This is a genomic window from Streptomyces sp. NPDC051555 (assembly GCF_044454405.1).
Taxonomy (GTDB): Bacteria; Actinomycetota; Actinomycetes; order Streptomycetales; family Streptomycetaceae; genus Streptomyces.
In genome coordinates this window covers 1-17578 of record NZ_JBITDP010000041.1, presented here as the reverse complement: position 1 = coordinate 17578, position 17578 = coordinate 1, and the positions used below count along the sequence as shown (strand labels likewise).

The 17578-nt window shown below is 72.3% G+C and carries 20 protein-coding genes and 1 pseudogene; 10 read left to right on the top strand and 11 right to left on the bottom strand.

The annotated features are described in order from the left end of the window. Window positions 1-79: 79 nt before the first annotated feature. Window positions 80-1777: a hypothetical protein gene (locus tag ACIBEA_RS41190; protein WP_399269069.1), complete on the bottom strand. Its 1698-nt coding sequence runs from the start codon at window positions 1775-1777 to the stop codon at window positions 80-82. Window positions 1778-1920: 143 nt separating this feature from the next. On the opposite strand from ACIBEA_RS41190, the gene ACIBEA_RS41185 reads away from it, so the two are divergent. Together ACIBEA_RS41185 and ACIBEA_RS41180 are read left to right on the top strand one after the other, a co-directional pair. After that, complete coding sequence (locus ACIBEA_RS41185) at window positions 1921-2061, top strand: hypothetical protein (RefSeq protein ID WP_399269066.1); 141 nt, start codon at window positions 1921-1923, stop codon at window positions 2059-2061. A 68-nt stretch (window positions 2062-2129) separates the two neighbouring features. Next, window positions 2130-3830, top strand: coding sequence for a protein kinase (locus tag ACIBEA_RS41180; RefSeq protein ID WP_399269064.1), 1701 nt, complete (start codon window positions 2130-2132; stop codon window positions 3828-3830). A gap of 39 nt (window positions 3831-3869) precedes the next feature. On the opposite strand, the gene ACIBEA_RS41175 is transcribed toward ACIBEA_RS41180, so the two are convergent. Both ACIBEA_RS41175 and ACIBEA_RS41170 read right to left on the bottom strand, forming a co-directional pair. Continuing rightward, window positions 3870-4841 (bottom strand): ABC transporter permease subunit, encoded by a 972-nt coding sequence (locus ACIBEA_RS41175; RefSeq protein ID WP_399269062.1) that lies wholly within the window; start codon window positions 4839-4841, stop codon window positions 3870-3872. Then, on the bottom strand, window positions 4838-5692 hold the full coding sequence (locus ACIBEA_RS41170) for an ABC transporter ATP-binding protein (protein WP_399269060.1): 855 nt from the start codon (window positions 5690-5692) through the stop codon (window positions 4838-4840). The genes ACIBEA_RS41175 and ACIBEA_RS41170 overlap by 4 nt, the downstream gene beginning before the upstream one ends. A gap of 190 nt (window positions 5693-5882) precedes the next feature. On the opposite strand from ACIBEA_RS41170, the gene ACIBEA_RS41165 reads away from it, so the two are divergent. Beyond that, on the top strand, window positions 5883-7193 hold the full coding sequence (locus ACIBEA_RS41165) for a sensor histidine kinase (RefSeq protein ID WP_399269058.1): 1311 nt from the start codon (window positions 5883-5885) through the stop codon (window positions 7191-7193). 38 nt (window positions 7194-7231) lie between these two features. Further along, window positions 7232-7876, top strand: coding sequence for a response regulator (locus ACIBEA_RS41160; RefSeq protein WP_399269115.1), 645 nt, complete (start codon window positions 7232-7234; stop codon window positions 7874-7876). A gap of 212 nt (window positions 7877-8088) precedes the next feature. On the opposite strand, the gene ACIBEA_RS41155 is transcribed toward ACIBEA_RS41160, so the two are convergent. Next, window positions 8089-8253, bottom strand: a complete 165-nt coding sequence (locus ACIBEA_RS41155) for a hypothetical protein (protein ID WP_399269056.1) — start codon at window positions 8251-8253, stop codon at window positions 8089-8091. 203 nt (window positions 8254-8456) lie between these two features. Between ACIBEA_RS41155 and ACIBEA_RS41150 the strand changes: the two genes are divergently transcribed. Together ACIBEA_RS41150 and ACIBEA_RS41145 are read left to right on the top strand one after the other, a co-directional pair. Further along, a complete protein-coding gene (locus tag ACIBEA_RS41150; RefSeq protein ID WP_399269054.1) occupies window positions 8457-8678 on the top strand; it encodes a hypothetical protein in 222 nt (73 codons plus the stop codon). Window positions 8679-8826: 148 nt separating this feature from the next. Beyond that, on the top strand, window positions 8827-9696 hold the full coding sequence (locus tag ACIBEA_RS41145) for a DMT family transporter (protein ID WP_399269052.1): 870 nt from the start codon (window positions 8827-8829) through the stop codon (window positions 9694-9696). A gap of 62 nt (window positions 9697-9758) precedes the next feature. Here the strand turns inward: ACIBEA_RS41145 and ACIBEA_RS41140 are convergent, their stop codons facing one another. The 3 genes from ACIBEA_RS41140 to ACIBEA_RS41130 all read right to left on the bottom strand — a co-directional run bounded on the left by ACIBEA_RS41140 (window position 9759) and on the right by ACIBEA_RS41130 (window position 11910). Next, window positions 9759-10238, bottom strand: a complete 480-nt coding sequence (locus ACIBEA_RS41140; RefSeq protein ID WP_399269050.1) for an RICIN domain-containing protein — start codon at window positions 10236-10238, stop codon at window positions 9759-9761. 48 nt (window positions 10239-10286) lie between these two features. Further along, a complete protein-coding gene (locus ACIBEA_RS41135; protein ID WP_399269048.1) occupies window positions 10287-10775 on the bottom strand; it encodes an RICIN domain-containing protein in 489 nt (162 codons plus the stop codon). Between the two features lie 172 nt (window positions 10776-10947). Then, a complete protein-coding gene (locus ACIBEA_RS41130) occupies window positions 10948-11910 on the bottom strand; it encodes a LuxR C-terminal-related transcriptional regulator (RefSeq protein WP_399269046.1) in 963 nt (320 codons plus the stop codon). 245 nt (window positions 11911-12155) lie between these two features. On the opposite strand from ACIBEA_RS41130, the gene ACIBEA_RS41125 reads away from it, so the two are divergent. The 3 genes from ACIBEA_RS41125 to ACIBEA_RS41115 all read left to right on the top strand — a co-directional run bounded on the left by ACIBEA_RS41125 (window position 12156) and on the right by ACIBEA_RS41115 (window position 13403). Beyond that, window positions 12156-12347, top strand: coding sequence for a hypothetical protein (locus ACIBEA_RS41125; protein ID WP_399269044.1), 192 nt, complete (start codon window positions 12156-12158; stop codon window positions 12345-12347). Window positions 12348-12530: 183 nt separating this feature from the next. Further along, window positions 12531-13034, top strand: coding sequence for a hypothetical protein (locus ACIBEA_RS41120; RefSeq protein WP_399269042.1), 504 nt, complete (start codon window positions 12531-12533; stop codon window positions 13032-13034). A gap of 141 nt (window positions 13035-13175) precedes the next feature. Then, the gene (locus ACIBEA_RS41115) at window positions 13176-13403 is read left to right on the top strand and encodes a hypothetical protein (RefSeq protein ID WP_385776774.1); all 228 of its coding nucleotides are present in this window, start codon (window positions 13176-13178) and stop codon (window positions 13401-13403) included. Window positions 13404-13463: 60 nt separating this feature from the next. On the opposite strand, the gene ACIBEA_RS41110 is transcribed toward ACIBEA_RS41115, so the two are convergent. After that, entirely contained in the window at window positions 13464-13856 is a 393-nt protein-coding gene (locus tag ACIBEA_RS41110) for a hypothetical protein (protein ID WP_399269040.1), read from the bottom strand. 273 nt (window positions 13857-14129) lie between these two features. On the opposite strand from ACIBEA_RS41110, the gene ACIBEA_RS41105 reads away from it, so the two are divergent. Further along, window positions 14130-15143, top strand: a complete 1014-nt coding sequence (locus ACIBEA_RS41105) for a L,D-transpeptidase (RefSeq protein ID WP_399269038.1) — start codon at window positions 14130-14132, stop codon at window positions 15141-15143. A gap of 21 nt (window positions 15144-15164) precedes the next feature. Here the strand turns inward: ACIBEA_RS41105 and ACIBEA_RS41100 are convergent, their stop codons facing one another. The 3 genes and pseudogenes from ACIBEA_RS41100 to ACIBEA_RS41090 all read right to left on the bottom strand — a co-directional run. Beyond that, window positions 15165-16172, bottom strand: coding sequence for a hypothetical protein (locus ACIBEA_RS41100; RefSeq protein ID WP_399269036.1), 1008 nt, complete (start codon window positions 16170-16172; stop codon window positions 15165-15167). After that, window positions 16169-17053, bottom strand: a complete 885-nt coding sequence (locus ACIBEA_RS41095) for an ABC transporter ATP-binding protein (RefSeq protein ID WP_399269034.1) — start codon at window positions 17051-17053, stop codon at window positions 16169-16171. Before ACIBEA_RS41095 ends, ACIBEA_RS41100 begins: the two co-directional genes overlap by 4 nt. Before the next feature lie 178 nt (window positions 17054-17231). Beyond that, window positions 17232-17578, bottom strand: a pseudogene (locus ACIBEA_RS41090) (DNA topoisomerase IV subunit B); the annotation flags it as partial.

Below are 17578 nucleotides of genomic sequence, written 5' to 3'. Positions count from 1 at the left end.
GCGGGTGGGGTCGCCGTGGCCGCGCGCAGGCATGCCGGCACGCGTGCCGGTACGCGTCAGGAGGCCCACGGGCACGGGGTCAGCCCTGGGTGTACGCCTCGATCCATCGGGCGCCGAAGAGGTCCGTGCCCGTTGCCACCGGGAGGATGATGCCGGCCAGGAGCGCGAGTGCGACGACTGCCCGCCAGCGGCGGGCCGCGGCGCCCGTGGTCGTGGGCCAGATCACCCAGACGGTGCCGAGGACGGCGGCCAGGAACAGGGCCAGCCAGAAGTTCACCCACGTGGGGCCCTGTATCTGGGCCTGGACGGTGATCGCCGATGCCGTGACGGCCGCGCTCGCCGACGCGGCGAGCATCGAGGCGTAGTTGATCGCGCCCAGCCGCTGGATCGGGGGCCGCTGGAGCAGGTGGGGTCGGGGCGTGCCGGGGGTCGGTGCCGGCCCGGTCCCCGCCTCCTCGCGCACGCGCTCGGCGATGCGGCCGTGCGCGTCTTCGAAGGCTTGCGCCTCCCCGGCCGTGGCGCCCATGGCGAGGACGAGGCTCCTCGTCAGCGGACCGTCCGGGGGGAGGGTCCGGCCGGAGAACCAGGTCGCGATGTCGACCGTCAGGCCGACGTCGCCGAGGACCATCGTGGCGATCTTGTCCAGCGGCCAGTTGTGGGCGCCGGAACGGAAGCGCAGGGCGCGCAGTTGGTGGGCGAAGCCCGTGGCGTCCTGAACCTCCGCGAGTCCTGCCACCAGGGACGAGGTGGTGCCCTGGAAGCCGGCCGTGTTCTCCGGCTGGTCCCTCTCGCCGCCGGTCACGGCATTGTCCGGGGTTGTCCAGGACAATGAGGGGCGGTCGGTGCGCTGTTGTTCCGTGCGGACCAGGCCGGTGATGACGGTGCCCTCGATGAGGGTCGGCCCGGCCGGGGTTTCCTCCTGCCGCAGGTGGGCCTGCGCGGCGAGGTCGGCGATCTCCTGGTCGGCCTCGGCGCCCTCCTCGATCAGGCCCGCCAGGGCGTCGTCGAACTCCTCCATCAGGACGTCGGGCACCGGCGGCAGCGCGGCCACGACCGGGGGCTCCACCGCTATGACGTCCTCCATGCGCTGCTGGAGCCGGGCCACCTGCTGGCGGGCCTCCCACACCTCGTGGGCCAGGGCCCGCTGGGCCTGCTCGGCGGTGTAGCGACGCCCATTCGCCTTCGCCAGTTCCGCCGCGGTCCGCTCCAGCCGTAACCGGGCCTGTGACAGCTGTAGTTCCGCCTCGGCCCGCTCCCGGACGGCGACCGACCTCAGCCGCGTCTCCTGGCCGGCGATGACGGTGTCCAGGAGGGCGCCCATCTGCAGCAGCGAGGAGATCATCGCGTTGGCCTTGTCCGCCGCCTTGACCGCTTTGTGCTGTCCCTTCAGCGCCTCGATGAGCTCACCCTGCACCTGCACCAGTGTGAGCGCCGCCCCCTCCGCCGCCCGGCCCCGGCCCTCCACGGTCGCCGACTCCGGTCCGGCCGGGCGCAGGGACTCCGCGTGCGCGGCCTTCCAGAGCTCGTTCGCCTCCACCGTGTAGGCGCGCAACTGGGCCGGCTTGCCGGTGGACAGCGCCTGGATCAGGGCTCCCAGGTCCTTCTTGGGGATGACTTCGGTGCCGTTCATGTACTTCGCCCAGGTGGAGTTGCCCTTGCTGGCGCCGGGAACGAGGGCGAGTACCTGGTCGATGGTCCGCGGGTCCGTGATCCGACACACGAACGCCGCCAGCCTGTTCGCTTCCGGCCGCCCCTTCAGCTGCCTCTTGCGCGCCATCCGACCCCCGTTGTCCAGCCGTGTCCACACCCGATGTGGCATTGACGTGCGGTGATGCCCTGCCGGCCCCCCGGTCCATCAGATCACCTCCCAATCTGGGGCGACACCCGGTTCACCACATCCATCCCCAGGGGGAACGCACCGTGATGCTGAACGGCTTCTTCGACTTCCTTCTCCACGACGTCCTCGGCAACATCACCGCCGCCGCGGTCATCACCGGCAGCAGTTGGGCGGTGCGCGCCGCCCGGATCGGCCGGGCCCGTCGGCGCGCGGACAGGCAGTGAGGCCGACCGGAGGGGGGCATACCGCGAAGAGCGGGGCGGCGTGTCCGGCGCTGCCCTAGCCTTGCGCCATGAGCGCGGCAGGGGACGTGATCGGTGGACGGTTCGAGCTGGTGGATCGGCTCGGCAGCGGGGGGATGGGAACGGTCTGGCGGGCGCTGGACCGTGCGCTCCATCGTGAAGTGGCCGTGAAGGAAGTGCGGGCGGAGGTGGGGCAAGGCGATCCGGAACTGCGGCGGGTGCTGCGCGAGCGGGTGCTGCGCGAGGCCCGCGCCCAGGCCCGGATCAACCATCCGAACGTGGTCACCATCCACCACATCGTCGACGAGGGCGAGCACCCCTGGCTGGTGATGGAGCTGCTGCCCGGTCACTCCCTCGATCGGAGGCTGGAACAGGGGCCGTTGGCGCCCGCCGAGGCCGCCCGGACCGGTCGCGAGGTGCTCGCCGGGCTGCGGGCCGCGCACGCGGTCGGCATCCGGCACCGGGACGTGAAGCCCGCCAACGTGCTGCTGCGGGTGGACGGTTCGGCCGTGCTCACCGACTTCGGCATCGCCGCGCTCCAGGAGGCCGCCGCGCTCACGGTGACCGGGGAGGTCATCGGGACCCCCGAATTCCTGGCGCCCGAGCGGATCCGCGGCGCCGACCTGGCCGCCTCCGATCTGTGGTCGCTGGGCATGATGTTGTACGTGTGCGTGGAAGGCGTCAGTCCGATGCGCCGGGCCACCACCTTGGCCACCCTGGCCGCGGTCCTCGACGAGCCGGTTCCGCCGCCGCACCGGGCCGGTCCGCTGGCGTCCGTACTGGCCGAGCTGCTGGTCCGCGATCCGGCCGCACGGCCGTCCGCCGAGCGGTTGGACCGGCTGTTGGCCGTCGTCGCCGGGGACGCGGGGAGCGCGGGTGGTGCGGGTGGTGCGGGTGGTGCCGTCGTGCCGGAGCCCACCCGGCTCGATCGGGCGCCCGCCTCACCTCCCGAGGTCTCCCCCGTGGCCGGGCGGCCGCCGTCCGTCGAGCGGTTCGGCCCGCCGCCCACGCCCGTGCCCTTCCCGCCGTACGCGGCCACGCCCCGCAGTGCGCTGCCGACCATCGGCCCGCTGGACGGTGGTGGTGGCCCGCACGGGGCACCGCCGTCCAGCGGACCGGACCGCCGGCGCAAGGCCGCCCCGCTCACCGCGGCGGCCGCTGTGGTGGCCCTGGCGCTGCTCGGCTTCGGTGGGTACGCCCTGTTCGGGCCGGGCGCGGGCGACCGTACGGACGCCAAGGACGCGGCCTCGCCCACGGCTTCCGGGCGCTCCGCTGGTCCGGTCTCCCCTCCCGCGGATCCGGGTCCGGTCTCCTCTCCCGCGGGTACCTCCAGCGCGCCCGGAGCGACGAAGAGCGCGCCGCGTGCGACCGAGAGCGCTCCGGCGGCGGCCGTGCCCGACGGTGACGGGCCGGCACCCGGCGCCGGCCGCTGGATCGCCCAGCTCCTTTCCGAGCCGGAGCGCTCCGGCATCGCCGTACGCGACCAGCGGCTGGCTGCGATCCGCGTCACCGTCCCCGAGGCACAGGTGCTGCGCAGCGGGGACTACGCCTCGCTCAATCCCGGGTATTGGGTGGTCTACGTCCCCGGCCCCTTCACCGATGGCGGGGCGGCCGTCACCTTCTGCGCGGCCAAGGGCCGGACCACCGCCAACGAGTGCATCGGCCGCTACCTCAGTGACGACGCGCGCGATCACGGGTACCAGTGCACCCCGCCGGCCGCCTCCCCCGGTGGCCACTGCCGACGTTCCTGACCGCGCGCTCGGTGCGACGTCCGCTCAGGTGGCATCTGCTCAGGTGAGTCGTCGGCGGGTCCACCAGTGGCAGAAGAGGGCCAGGGCTACGGCGGCCGTGAGGCAGAGGGCCGTTTCCGTCCACTGGAGGGGCCACATGTGGGCGCTCGGGTGGTACTCGGCCCAGCGGCCCGCGGCGCCGTGTGCGGTGAGGCATCGCGTCGGGTCCGTGGCGGCGAGGCAGTCCGGGAGGTCCGCCATGCGCCGGCCTCCGGTGGAGAGCAGTCCTTCGTCGAGGAGCCAGGCTCCGGACGGTGCGGGGTCGCCGCCCACGTCGTACACGCGTCCCTCCGCTACGGGCCACAGTGCGCCGCGCGCCTGTTCCAGGGCGAACAGGACCACGGCGCCGACCGCCACCGTCGCGCCCATCGCCCCGACCGTACGGCGGACCAGCAGGCTCAGGGTGATGCCGATGAGCAGCATCAGCACGGCCTTGGCCGTGGGGGCGGGGCCGACGGCGTCGAAGGGCATCGGGCCGTACCAGGGGAAGGTGCTGCCGAGCGGGGTGGCGACGGTGTGCCACCACCAGGTCGCCGCGGCGGTGATCAACCCGCTGAAGAGGATGGTGAGGGTCACCGGGACGGCGAGCTTGGCCAGGAACCAGCGGGTGCGCGTCACGGACTGGGACAGCGCGGTGCGATGGGTGCCGCACTCCAACTCCTGGGCGAACAGCGGCCCGCCGAGGAACAGGCCGAACAGCAGCGGGAGCAGCAGCAGGCCTTGGAGGGCGGTGCGCAGCGGGTGCTGGTGCCGCATTTGGAAGGTGGTGAGGGCGTCCGAGCAGCGCCGGGAGTGCTCGGCGGCGGCTCCCGTGCATCCGTCGAGGCCGGGGAGGTCCGTGTGGGCGGCGAGGGCGCCGGAGACGAGGTAGCCGCCGACGAGGACGGTCGTCGCGAGGAGGGCCCACAGGGCGGTCCGGTGCTGGCGCCACACCAGCCAGCTCACGCCGCTCACGCCGCGCACGCCGATCACGCCGCTTCCCGGGCGGGCGCGGGCTGGGCGGCGGCCGTCGTCACGGACGGCAGGTGGGGGTCGCGCAGGTAGGTCATGACGAGCTGTTCCAGTGAGGGTGCGGGGTCGTCGCCGCCGGGGTGGTGGACGGCGCGGAGTTCGTCGATGTCGCCGGCGAGGCGGACCCGGCCGGAGCCGAGGACGACCAGGAAGTCGCAGGTGCCCTCCAGCTCGGAGAGGACGTGCGAGGAGAGCAGGACGGTCGTGCCGTGCACGGCCGCCTCGCTGACCAGGAGCTGGGCCATCTCGTGGCGCACCAGCGGGTCGAGGTCGGCCATGGGCTCGTCGAGCATCAACAGCCGGGGGCGTTTGCCGAAGGCGAGGGCGAGGGCCACCCGGGTGCGCTGGCCGCCGGAGAGCGAGCCGATCCGGGCCCGGTGCGCGATGTCGCCGCCGGCGATGACGCGCTCGGCGGTCGCCGGGTCCCAGTCGGGGTTCATCTCCCGGCCCATGCGCAGGATCTCCGAGACCCGAAAGCCCCGGTAGAGCGGTTTGTCCTGACTGAGCAAGGCCGTGGTGCGGCGTGCGGCCGGGGCCCGCGGCGGGGCGCCGAAGACGCTGATCGTGCCTTCGGTGGGGGTGAGCAGGTCGGAGGCCAGGGACAGCAGGGTGCTCTTGCCCGCGCCGTTGGGTCCGACGAGGGCGCAGCGCCGGCCGGCCGGGATCTGGAAGTCGCAGTCCTTCAGGGCCCAGCCGCGCCGGTAGCGGCGGCCGAGCCCGGCGGCCCGTAGCGCGGGGAGGGCGCCGGTCCCGAGGGCTTCGGGCCCGAGGGCACCGGGTCCACCGGTCGGCGGCTTCGGTTCGGTGTTCATGCCCCGACGCTAGGCAGGCCGCCGGGGGCCGGGCATCGGAGCAAGGTCTGCGGCCGGCGGGACCTTGGGAGGGGGCGCGGGCGGGCCGCGGTGACCAAAGTATGGGCTTCCCCCGACGAAGGGAGGTACCGGGCGGGGGAAGCGAGGACTGGGCGTTTTATACCTATTGGTTCACGTAGGCTTCTGGCCCATGCCCCGAATCCCCCGCGCGATCTCCCGCATCTCCCGCGCGCGGTCCGTCGACCTCGCCCTCGTGGTGTTCGCCGCCGGACTGTCGGTCGCGCTGGCCGCGACGGGCAGCAACCCGCTGCTGATGTTCCCGCGGATGACCGTGGGCACCGTGGTCCTCGACCCGGTGGAACACCTCGTCGCGTCCGCGACGGGGAGCGGGTGGCTGAGGATGTACGGGCCCGGCGCGCTCACCGGGGTGTGCGCGGCCCTCGCGCTGGGGTGGCGGCGGCGCTTCCCCGTGGCCGTGGCCGTCCTCACCCTCGTACTCGGCCTGCTGTCCCCGGCCGTCACCGTGTCGGCGATGGTCGCGCTGTTCACCGTCGCGGCGCTGCGTCCGCAGCGCGTCACCGCCCGGGTCGCCGCGGCCGCGGCGCTGCCTGTTCCGCTGACCATGCTGTTCGGCGCGATGCCCTCGACCGGCTTCTCCGTCCTCGGCATCCTGCTGATCGCGTGGACGCTCGTCGCCCTCGCGGTCGGGTGGGGACTCTTCGTCCGCTCGCGGCGGATGCTCGTCGGGACCCTGACCGAGCGGGCGTGGCGGGCCGAGGAGGACGCCGCCCGGCGGGCCCTGGAGGCTCAGGCGCGGGTGCGCGAGGACATCGCCCGCGAGATGCACGACGTACTGGCGCACCGGCTGTCGCTGCTGAGCGTGCACGCCGGGGCGCTGGAGTTCAACACGTCCGCGCACCCCGCCGACGTGGGGCAGGTGGCCGGGGTCATCCGGGACAACGCCCACCAGGCGCTGGAAGACCTCAGGACCGTCATCGGGGTGCTGCGCGCGCCCGCGCCGGCCGGGGGCGCCGCCCCCGGGGAGGCGGGCGCAGCCGACGGGCGGCCCGGGCCGGCGGCGCCCGAGGCGCCCCAACCGGTCCTGGGCGACCTCGACCGGCTCGCCCGTGAATCCCGGGCCGCCGGCATGCGGCTGCGGTTGGAGCTGGACGTCGAGGACCCCGACGCGGTGCCGGCCCTCGCCGGCCGGACCGTCTACCGGATCGTCCAAGAAGCGCTGACCAACGCCCGAAAGCACGCCCCGGACGCCGACGTGCGCGTCGAGGTGAGCGGGGAGCCCGGCGGCGGCGTCGACGTCATCGTCCGCAACCCGGTCCCCGCGACGCCCGCGCGCACGGCGGCCCGCGCCCCGGCCATCCCCGGCTCCGGGCAGGGGCTGATCGGCTTGGCCGAGCGGACGTCGCTGGCCGGGGGCCAGCTGCGGCACGGACCGACGGGCGGGGACTACCTCGTCCACGCGTGGCTGCCGTGGGCCGCGTGATCCGGGTCCTGCTCGCCGACGACGACCCGCTCGTGCGGATGGGTCTGCGGGTGATGTTCGCCGGCGTCGACGACATCGCGATCGTCGGGGAGGCCGCCGACGGAGAACAGGCCGCCGCCCGGGCCGCGGAGCACCGCCCGGACGTGGTCCTGCTCGACATCCGGATGCCCGTCATGGACGGGCTGGCCGCCACCGTGCTCCTGCGCGCCCTGGCCGAACCCCCGGCGATCATCATCCTGACCACCTTCAATCCGGACGAGTACGTCCTGCGGGCCCTGGCCCACGGCGCCGCGGGGTTCCTGCTCAAGGACACCCCGCCCACCGACATCGTGGCCGCCGTGCGGCGCGTGGCCGCCGGGGAACCCGTCCTGTCCCCCGCGGTGACCCAGCAGCTCATCTCCCGGGCCCTGGCCCCGCCGTCCGCTGCCGCCGACACCCGGGTCAGGGCCCGGGCCCGGCTGGAGCGCCTCGCGCCGCGGGAGTACGACGTCGCGCTCGCCGTGGGGCAGGGCCGGACCAACGCGGAGATCGCCGCCCGGCTCTACATGAGCGTGCCGACGGTCAAGGCCCACGTATCGAGCATCCTGGCCAAGCTCGACGTCACCAATCGGGTCCAGGTCGCCCTGATCGTCCACGACGCCGGCCCGGACGCCCCGCCCGCGGGCGCCGCTCCGGGCACCTGACGGGGCACGGCCGACGGGCTCGACTCCCTTCGGGAGGAGGGGAGTCGTGGGAAGACCGGCCGGAGCGGAAGCCGGTGGAACGGGGGCGCGGACGTGCGTCGGGGAGGCGGCGATGTCCGCCGCGCCGCGGTTACTGCCCGCTGAACGCGCGGAGGCGGACGGGCTCTTGGACGGGGGAGCAGTAGTCACCGCTGCCGCGCCCCCTTGATGCACTACGAGTCGTCGTCCACGTCGACTGCGTGCCGGGGTCCGCACCCTTCCATGATGTCTGGAAATCCGTGGGTGATGACGAGGCGGTAGGAGACGGGGATGAGGGCGCAGTCCTGGCTGTGCCACTGGATGGCGCCGAGAGTCCAGATGGCGAATGCGATGACCACGATGTAGGTGCTGAGGCCCTGCGGAGATCGCCACCCACCAGGTTCACGGCCGTTGTGGGGAGAAAGCGGGCGTACCTCTCTCGGCGGTATCCAAGGATGTTTGCTGTTGGGTGGGCGCCACCCAGGCTTGTCCTCTGCCATGCCCTCATTGTTGATGCTGGCAATCCCCTTCGCCACGGGCCGGAGCGGCCAGTCCCAGACAGATGATGAAGCTCGCCGCCCTGCTCGCCAACGCGGTCGTCTTCCAACAGGATCTGCCTGGCGCCGCCGCCGTCCCCGGGCCTCCGCTTGGCCCGCTGCTGTGCTCTGCGATGGCCGGGGCGGCGTGGCCGCTCCTGGACCTCCTTACCTATGGCCCAGCTGTTCTCATGAACTCGGCCGAGGCCGGCAAGGATCTCGGCGAGCCTTACGCCGACGGCATTTGATCCCCTGGCCTGACCCTGCCACGGACCCGGACCACGTCGGCGGATCAGGTAATGAGCACGGGACCGTACGGGGGAACGCGGGGCGGTGGGTGGGTGCGGGGCGATGTCGCGGGGGCGCGGTCGGCGCGGGTGCGGTGAGGATCGGGGCATGGGCATCGCACTGCCGGTCCTCTTCGCGCTGTTCGCGGCGCTCAGCAACGCGCTCGCGACCGTGCTCCAGCGGCGGGCGGCGCTCACCGTGCCGCAGAGCGACGGCTTCCGCTTCGGGCTGGTCCTGGACCTGCTGCGGCAGCCGCTGTGGATCGGCGGGATCCTGGCGGTGATCGCGGCCGGTGTGGGGCAGGCCGCGGCGCTCTCCCTGGGTGCGCTGGCCCTCGTACAGCCCTTGTTCGTGCTGGAACTGCCGTTCGCGCTGCTGATCGCCTCGCTGGTGGGGCGCAGCCGGCTGCCCGGGGCGCTCTGGCTCGCCGTCGCGGGGGTGGTGGTCGGGCTCGGGGTCGTCCTGGTGGCCGCGTCGCCGACCGGGAACCGCACCCACGTGCCCTTCGACCGCTGGGTCCTGGCACTGGTGGCGTGCGCGGCGGCGATGGCGGTGACGGCCGCGGTCGGACTGCGCCGGCCCCCCGGCCGGATGCGGGCCGGCTGCCTGGGCGCGGCCACGGCCGTCGGCTACGCGCTCACGGCCGCCCTGATGAAGTCGGCCGTGCGGGTGCTCGACGAGGACGGGCTCGTCGGCTTCCTGACCGTCTGGCAGACCTACGCCTTCGCACTGAGCGGCATCTGCGCCCTACTGCTCCTCGAACACGCCATGCAGGGAGGCCCGTTGGTCGCCTCGCAGCCGGCGCTGACGCTCGGCGACGCGGGCGTGAGCGTGGCGCTGGGCGTCCTGCTGTACGAGGAACACCTGCGGGCCCAGTGGTGGTTGGTGCCCCAGCTGCTGGGGCTCGGCCTGATCGCGGCCGGGGTGTTCGCCCTCGCCCGGCGCGGTGCGGCGCCGGGCGGGCCGGCCGCTCCCTGAGTGCCCGGGGAGCGCGGCTCCGGCCCGGATGCCCGTGGGCGGTCCGGGCCGGAGCCGGGTCGTCACTGCGGTACGAGCTCGTTCCACTGCTGGTACGGGTTGTCCGCGCCGTAGTCCTTCGCGTACGCGTTGCCCTTCTTGTCCGAGTCCAGGGCCTTGCTGTCAGGGTTGACGATCCGGGTGGTGCCGTTGACGCGGAGTTCCCACCAGAGCTCGTTGTCGTCGATTCCGCACGGGTCGGTCCTGACGATCTCGGACCACGAGTCGTTCAGGGTCAGGCATCGGTTCGTCGCCATGTTCTTGAGCCTGATCTTCCCGTTCACGACCGTGCGCTGCCACTGCCGGTAGAAGTTGTACTTGTCCGCGCAGGGGGAGGTGTACACCTTCCCGCTGGGGTTGGAGTCGAGGCAGCGGCCGGTCTGGACGTTCCGGTACCAGGTGGCTTCCCCGGCGGCGTGCGCGGGCGTGGCCAGCCCCGTCGCCAGCATGACGCCCGCCCCGAAAACGGCTGCGGTTCCGCTCCATTTGATGCGAAGGCCCATCGGATCTATCTCCCTACCGAGTCAGTTGTGCGCGGGGCGGCCGGAATTTCACATGTACCACTGCTGGTAGGTGTTGTCCGCCGTGTAGTTCTTCAGGTAGGCGTTGCCCTTGGTGTTGGAATCCAGGGCGTTGTCCGCGTTCACGTTGATGAGGCGGATCTTGCCGTCCACCGTCAATTCCCACCAGCGGTCCAGGTCCCAGCCGACGCAGGTGCGCGTGGCCACCCGGGAGGTGTAGGGGGGCGAGGGGTTGGTCAGGCTGCCCGTCTCCTGGGAGAGGCACCGACGGGTGGCGACGTTGCGGAGCATGATCTGGCCGTCCACGACCTTGCGTTCCCACTGCTGGTAGGGGTTGTCCGCGCCGCAGCCCTTGGTGTAGACGTTCCCCTTGGCGTCGGAGTCGAGGCAGAGGCCGGTCTGGGCGTTGCGGTACTGTTTGATCTCCGCGGCACTGGCATTGGTGGCCGTCCCCGCCACCAGCAGGACGCTCGCCCCCATGACGGCCGCGGCGCCGGCGAGTTTGTTGTGGATGTGCATGAGGCCCTCTTCCTTCTCAAGCGCATTTCCATGGAACGGAACTCTGTTCTGGATTTCCTGGTGAGCCACCCCGCGGAGGATGGGCCCGTGAACGGGCGCCGTACCGGGGGCACGCGTGACCTTGGCAGACACGACTGACGTTTCCCTCACGCTTTCCTAACGTGCGGAGAATTCAGATCCAGCCGCGTTCGCGGGCGTGCAGCGCGGCTTGGAAGCGGTTGTCGGCGTCGAGCCGGATCATGAGCCGGGCGACGTGTTTGCGGTAGGTGCGCAGGGCGATGTTCAGCTGGCGGGCTCCCGTCTCGTCCTTGTCGACGAGGTAGAGGGTCTTGAGGATCTGCCGCTCGGTCTCGGTGAGGGAGGGCAGGTCCTCCTCGGGGAGTTCCTGGGCGGCCGCCCACATCCGCTCGAAGAGCGAGACCACGGTGCTCACCAGTCCGGGTTCACGCGTCAGCAGCGCGCCGCGGGCGGTGTTGTCGGGGTCGATGGGGGTGAGGGCCACCGCCCGGTCGCAGATGATCATGCGGTCGAGGGGGTGGGTGGAGACCCGGATCTGCGCGCCGCGGGCCGCGAGCTCCCTCAGGTAGGCCATGGTCGTCCCGTCCTGGAGGCAGGCCGAGGCCATCAGGGTCCGCATCCGCACCCCGCGGCGCAGGATCCTCAGGTCGATCGGCCGGGAGACCTCGATGGACTCCGCGGTGAGCACGCCGATCGGGTTGGTCGTCAGGTTCTCCGAGTGGGCGAAGAAGGTCACCTCGTCGATGGCGGCGCGCACGGCCTCCAGGCCCTCGATCTGCCGGACCGCCGGGTTGTCGTACGTGGTGGCGCGGGGGGCGTGCGTCTCCGTGCTCAGCGAGTCGACCAGCCCGGTGCGCCGGGCGGTCTCCTGGAGGTCGTCCTGGGTCTGACCCACCCGGTGCTCGATCAACCGCTCCACGGCGCGCTTGGGGGAGAGCGGCCGCAGGCCGCCGGCCGGGGTGCGCACCACGATGCCCAGCTCCAACGTCCGGGAGACCACGGCCGGCTGGTGCTCGCCGGCGTCGTCGCGGTCCCGCAGCAGGGCGCGGTAGAACTGCTCCTCTTCCAGGGGGACACCGAGGAAGGCCAGCTCGTTCGTGTCGTGGCGGGACATCATCGGCCCCACCCCTCACGGGTGTCCCAGCCGTAACACAGCGGCTTCAGCCGGGTGTTCCCGCCGGACCGGGGCGTGCAGGAAAGTGCACGGGAAGCGGGCCGTTTGCTGCACGGTCGCGGCCCGTCCGGGGCCGGTGCCCGCTGGCAGAGTTCTTCTTGTGAAGGCGGCCCGCCGGAACGGAAACGGTGGGAGGGCCCGAACAACGCACTTCGGTCCGGTCCCGTCAGCACTCCAGGAGGTACCCCGTGAACCGCTCCGCTTCCCGCATCGCGTCCGGCGTCATCAGCGTCCTCCTGGTCCTCGGCGGCGCCGGGATCGCCCAGGCCGACGACGCCGACACGGGGTCCTCGACCGGAGCGGTCACCGTCGTCACGACCACGGGGGCCGCGGACACGACGCCCGTCACCATCAACCCGCTCACCAACGACTGGGGATGAGCGGACCGGGGTGAGCGCGCCCGCTCCCGCCGGAGCGGACCCCGCCCCCGGCCCCGCCGTCCGGACGCCGGCCTGATTCCTCCGAAGGAGCGTCGCGGCCCGTCCCCCACCACCCTCTGAACGACCTCCCGCCACCCTGCCCCGGGCATCCCTTTGCCCGGACCACCCTTGAAGGAGAACACCATGTCGAAGCACCTCAAGCGCGCCGCCCTCACCCTCGTCGGCGCCGTCGCGGTCACCGGGCTGCTGCTGCCCGCCACCGCCCAGGCCGCCACCGCCCCCGCACCGGCGGCGACGGTCGCCTCCCAGCAGGCCGGGACCATGGGCACCGGCTGGAAGACGGAGATCGTGGTCGACGCGATGGGCCAGATCGCGGGGATCATCGGGAACGTCCTGAACGACATCCGGATGGAGAAGGACCGGCCCGCCTTCGTGCACCGCCAGCTGGACGACACCATGAAGGCGTACCCGAACCACAACGTCATGATCATCAATGACAACCTCAACTACTCCCTGGACATCCAGGGCGTGGTCGCCAACGCCCGGGTCACCCAGGGCAGCGCCACCTACCGGGTCCTCGCCTTCAAGTCGGGCACGATCGTCAACCGCGGCGACGGCGGCTGGTCCAACTGGGGCTTCGGCGGCTGGTTCGACCGCAACGGCGGCAGCGTGACCTTCCGCGGCTGATCTCGACTCCCCCATCGACCGCCTCCTTCTCACGTGACTCTCACCAACAACGCAAATGGGCCGGTCTCCTCTCGGAAACCGGCCCATGCCGCGTACATCTCCGGGCCGCCCCCGGGCCCCCGATCCGCAGGAGACGACACCGTGGAGCACCGCATCCGACTCGCCGGGGCGCCCGAATCCACCCCCGAGCTGGCCTGCCTGCGCATCATTGCCCAGCTCCCGTCCCACTGGACCAGCGAAATCCTGGAATGCGGAACCGGGTACGCCGTCCTCGGCCTCCGCGTGAGCACCTCGGCCTGCGACGTCACCCATGCGATCGACCGGGCACTGGCCGCACCAGCGCTCCACGGATGGACCCGGGGGGACTGACGTGGGGGCCGACGCAGGGGCGGCGCAAGGCCGACGCAGAGGCGGCGACAGGGCTCGGGCTCAGCTGAACTGAACGGTCACCGTCTGGTCGTTCCACCAGCCGAGCCGCTTCTGCGAACCGCCGATGGCCAAGTTGGTGCCGTTCCGGTCCCGCAGCCCCATCTGGTTGCAGAGCTTGTTCTCCACGGAGGAGATCCGCCACCGCCACTTGTCCCCCAGGGGGAACTGGTAGTCGGGCAGTCCGTCCGCGCGGCCGGTGCACGACTCGCCCCGGAACTCGATCCGCGACCCGGTGAAGTTCTCGTGCTCGTAGACGATGCCGAGGAGCTTCGTCCCCTGGCCCATGGTCAGGATGTCGTAGGGCGGCTCCGCCGCCGAGGCGGCGCCGGCCGGAGTGGCCACGCCGACCGACAGCAACACCGCGGCACAGATTCCGAGAACCCTCTTGTTCATCTGCAGGACCCCACCTTCACCAGATCGCGAGCAAGGCACGTTCCGCGCCGTCCCTCGCCCGGCGGGCGGGCCCGGGACCGGACACGCCGGTGACCATCGCAGACGGCACTGACGTTTCCCTAACGATCGCCTCACAGCACGTGCGACGACGGGAGTTCCCGTCCCGCACCGCCGGGAGGGCTGTTGCAGAACGGTCATCGGACGAGGAGAACCATGTACACGGCATGAACCTCTTATCGAAGGTAACGACACCATTCGGAGAAGAGTCGCGCCATGTCCCGCGTTCAGCCCACGGCCGTATCGACCGCCCTCGCAGCCCACCACCGTCTTCGGCCGGCGCGCATATCCGCCGCCGTCCTCACCGGGCTGCTCCTCCTCACGGCGTGCGGCAGCGGGGACGGCAAGGACGCCTCGGCCGGAGCGGGGGCGTCCGCCGGTGCGGACGGCAAGCAGGCGCAGGCCGCACCGCCGGCGCCGAAGAAGGTGACCGACGGACCGCTGCTGGATTTCGACCTGACGCCGGGGGCCGGGAAGACGGTGGGCACCGGACAGCCCGTGTCGCTGGAGTTCGAGAAGCCGGTGAAGAACAAGGCCGAAGTGGAGAAGGCGTTGACGGTCACCGCGTCGACCCCCACCGAGGGGTCGTGGGGATGGGTGACCACCCAGGGCGGGAAGGACCGGTTGGACTGGCGCCCCAAGGACCCGTGGCGCGCGAACACCGAGGTCACCGTCAAGGGAACCCTCACCCTCGTGGATCCCGGTGGCGCCCACTTCGAACGGGACCTGGACCGCACCTTCAAGATCGGCCGTGACCAGCAGCTCGTCGCGGACCTGGACACCCACACCCTGGTGGTCAAGCGCGACGGCCAGCAGGTCAAGAAGATCCCCATGTCCGGCGGTGAGCCGGTGTCCGGCCGCGCCTCCCGCCCCGGCACCTTCGCCATCAAGTCGCAGGAGGAGAAGGTCCACATGACCTCCGCGTCGGTGGGCGGTCCGAAGAACTACGACGTCTGGGTGAACTGGGGCATGCGCTTCAGCGATTCCGGTGGCTACCTCCACCAGGGGACCGACGACAGCCAGCAGTACATCGGCAACACCAACCACAGCGCGGGCTGCATCGGCATGACGCCCAAGGACGCCAAGTGGCTCTTCGAGAACACGCTGCTCGGCGACCTGGTCACGGTGCAGGGCGAGGAGGCCAACGGCGAACTCGGCGGGGTCGGCAACGGCTACGCCGACTGGAGCATCGGCTACGACCAGTGGAAGGCCAAGAGCGCGGTGAAGTAGGGCCTCCCGGAGATCGGTTCGTCAGTGCAGGCGGTTGCGGGTCCACCACCAGGAGAAGGCGAAGGTGAGCGCGGCCAGGGCCAGGCAGGTCACCGACTCGACCCGTTGCAGGGCCGGGAAGTGGCCGGGCGGGTGGTACTCGGCCCAGTAGCGGGTGATGTCGTGGTCGCGCAGGCAGGCCTCGTACTCGGCCTGGTCGCGCAGGAAGCAGGCGTCCGGGACCTGGACGCGCGCTCCGCCGGTGGTCATGAAGGAGCTGTCGCGGACCCAGGCACCGTCGGGAACGCCGATACGGGCGGGGGTGCCCCGGACCGTGATGGCCTGCCCCAGGTAGGGGCGGGCCTTCTCCCAGGCCGCGAAGACGGCGCCGCCGACGAGGAGGCTCGCGCCCATGGCGGTGATCGTGCGGCGCAGCAGGAGCCCGAGGGCGATGCCGACGGCGACGAGGAGCAGGGTGCGGGCGATCGGGACCGGGCCGGTGGCATTGAAGGATCCCCAGTCGTACCAGGTCGCGTTGGTGCCCGCGTGATCGAGGACCACCCCGCGCCAGCGCCCGGCGGCCGACGCGACGGGCACGGTCGTGACGAGGGCGAGCAGGACCGGCGGGATCGCTTTGGCGAGGAACCAGCGGGTGCGGGTGGTGCTCTGGGCCAGGACGAGCCGGTGGGTGCCCGACTCCAGCTCGGTCGCGAAGAGCGGCGCGCCGAGGAAGATGCCCGCCATGACCGGCAGGACGGACAGCCCGAACGTCATTCCCCGCAAGGGGACTTGGAACCGCTCGGCGAACTCGGTCGGCAGGCGGCAGCCTTCGCCGGGCGGGCAGGGTGCGATGTCGTGCCGGGCCAGGAAGGCGAGGGCGACGTCCGTGGTGTGGACGGCGTACCAGGTCGAACCGGCCGCGAGCAGGAGCGTGAGGGCGATGGCGAGGCGTTGTTGACGGAGGACGAGCCAGGGCAGGCCGCGTACGAGGCGTCGGGGCGGGGTACCCGGGTGGGCCCCGACGGGTCGGGGGGTGGCGCTGGTGTTCATGCGGCGGCTCGGAGGGTGTGGGGGCGGGCGTCGGCGGTGAGGTGGGGCTCGGCCGGATCTCCGCGCAGGTAGGCGAGGAGGAGTTGATCGAGGGCGGGGGCGGGGGCTGCTGCGGTGTCGGCGGTGCGCGGTGTGATGCCGTCGTCGCTCGTCAGGTGGTGGGCGGCGAGGAGCTCGTCCACGGCCCCGGCGAGTCGGACGGTGCCGGCCGCGATGACGACGGTGTGGTCGCACAGAGCGGCGAGTTCGGTGATCGTGTGGGAGGACAGGATCACGGTGGTGCCGTGGGCCGCGGCCTCGGCCCGCAGGAGGGCGGTCACCTCGTGCCGGACCAGCGGGTCCAGGTCCGCCATCGGCTCGTCCAGCATCAACAGGCCGGGCTGCTTGGCGAAGGCCACCGCCAGGGCGACACGGGTGCGCTGACCGCCGGAGAGGGAGGAGACCTTGGCCCGCAGCGGGATGTCGCCCTCGCCGACGATGCGTTCGGCGGTCTCCTGCCGCCAGGTGGGGTTCAGTTCCAGGCCCGTGCGCAAGGTCTCGGCGACGGTGAACCCCCGGTACAAGGGCTTGTCCTGGCTGAGCAGCGCGGTCGTGGCCCGGGCGGCCGGCGACCCGGCGTCGCGGCCGAAGACGCGTACCTCACCCGCCGTCGGCGGGAGCAACCCGCCGGCCAGGGACAGGAACGTGGACTTGCCGGCGCCGTTCGGGCCGACGAGTGCGCAGATCCGGCCCGCGGGGATCCGGACCGTGCACTCCCGCAGCGCCCAGCCGCGCCGGAACCGGCGTGCGAGGGCGACGGCCTCCACGGCGGGTGCGGAGGTCGACCGGGCGGGGAGGGGAGCCGCCGCCGGGTCGGGCGGCGGGGGCCAGGGCTGTGACATCTCGGTCTCCTTCGTTCGGCGAGGCGTGGGCGGCGACCGAGGGGACCGGCTGCTGGGCCGACCGCGCGGCCTCGGCGACCGACCGGCGGATCGTAGGCAGCGTCACCTGAAGAAAGGCCAAAGACGTCGTGCGGGCTCCGCTGGTCACGGCGCCGCGATGTCACGACGTCACGACGGCTCAGATGTCGAGGAAGCGGACGTCCTTGGCGTTGCGCTGGATGAAGGAGCGCCGGGCCTCGACGTCCTCGCCCATCAGGACGGAGAAGATTTCGTCGGCGAGGGCGGCGTCGGCCAGGGTGACCTGGCCGAGGACGCGGTGGTCCACGTCCATGGTGGTGACGCGCAGTTCCTCGGCGTTCATCTCGCCCAGGCCCTTGAAGCGCTGGATGGTGTCGTCGCGCAGGCGCTTGCCGGAGCCGGCGCCGCGGCGGACCAGGGCGTCGCGCTCGCGGTCCGAGTAGGCGTACTCGAAGTCGTCGCGGCCCCACTTGATCTTGTACAGCGGGGGGCGGGAGAGGTAGACGT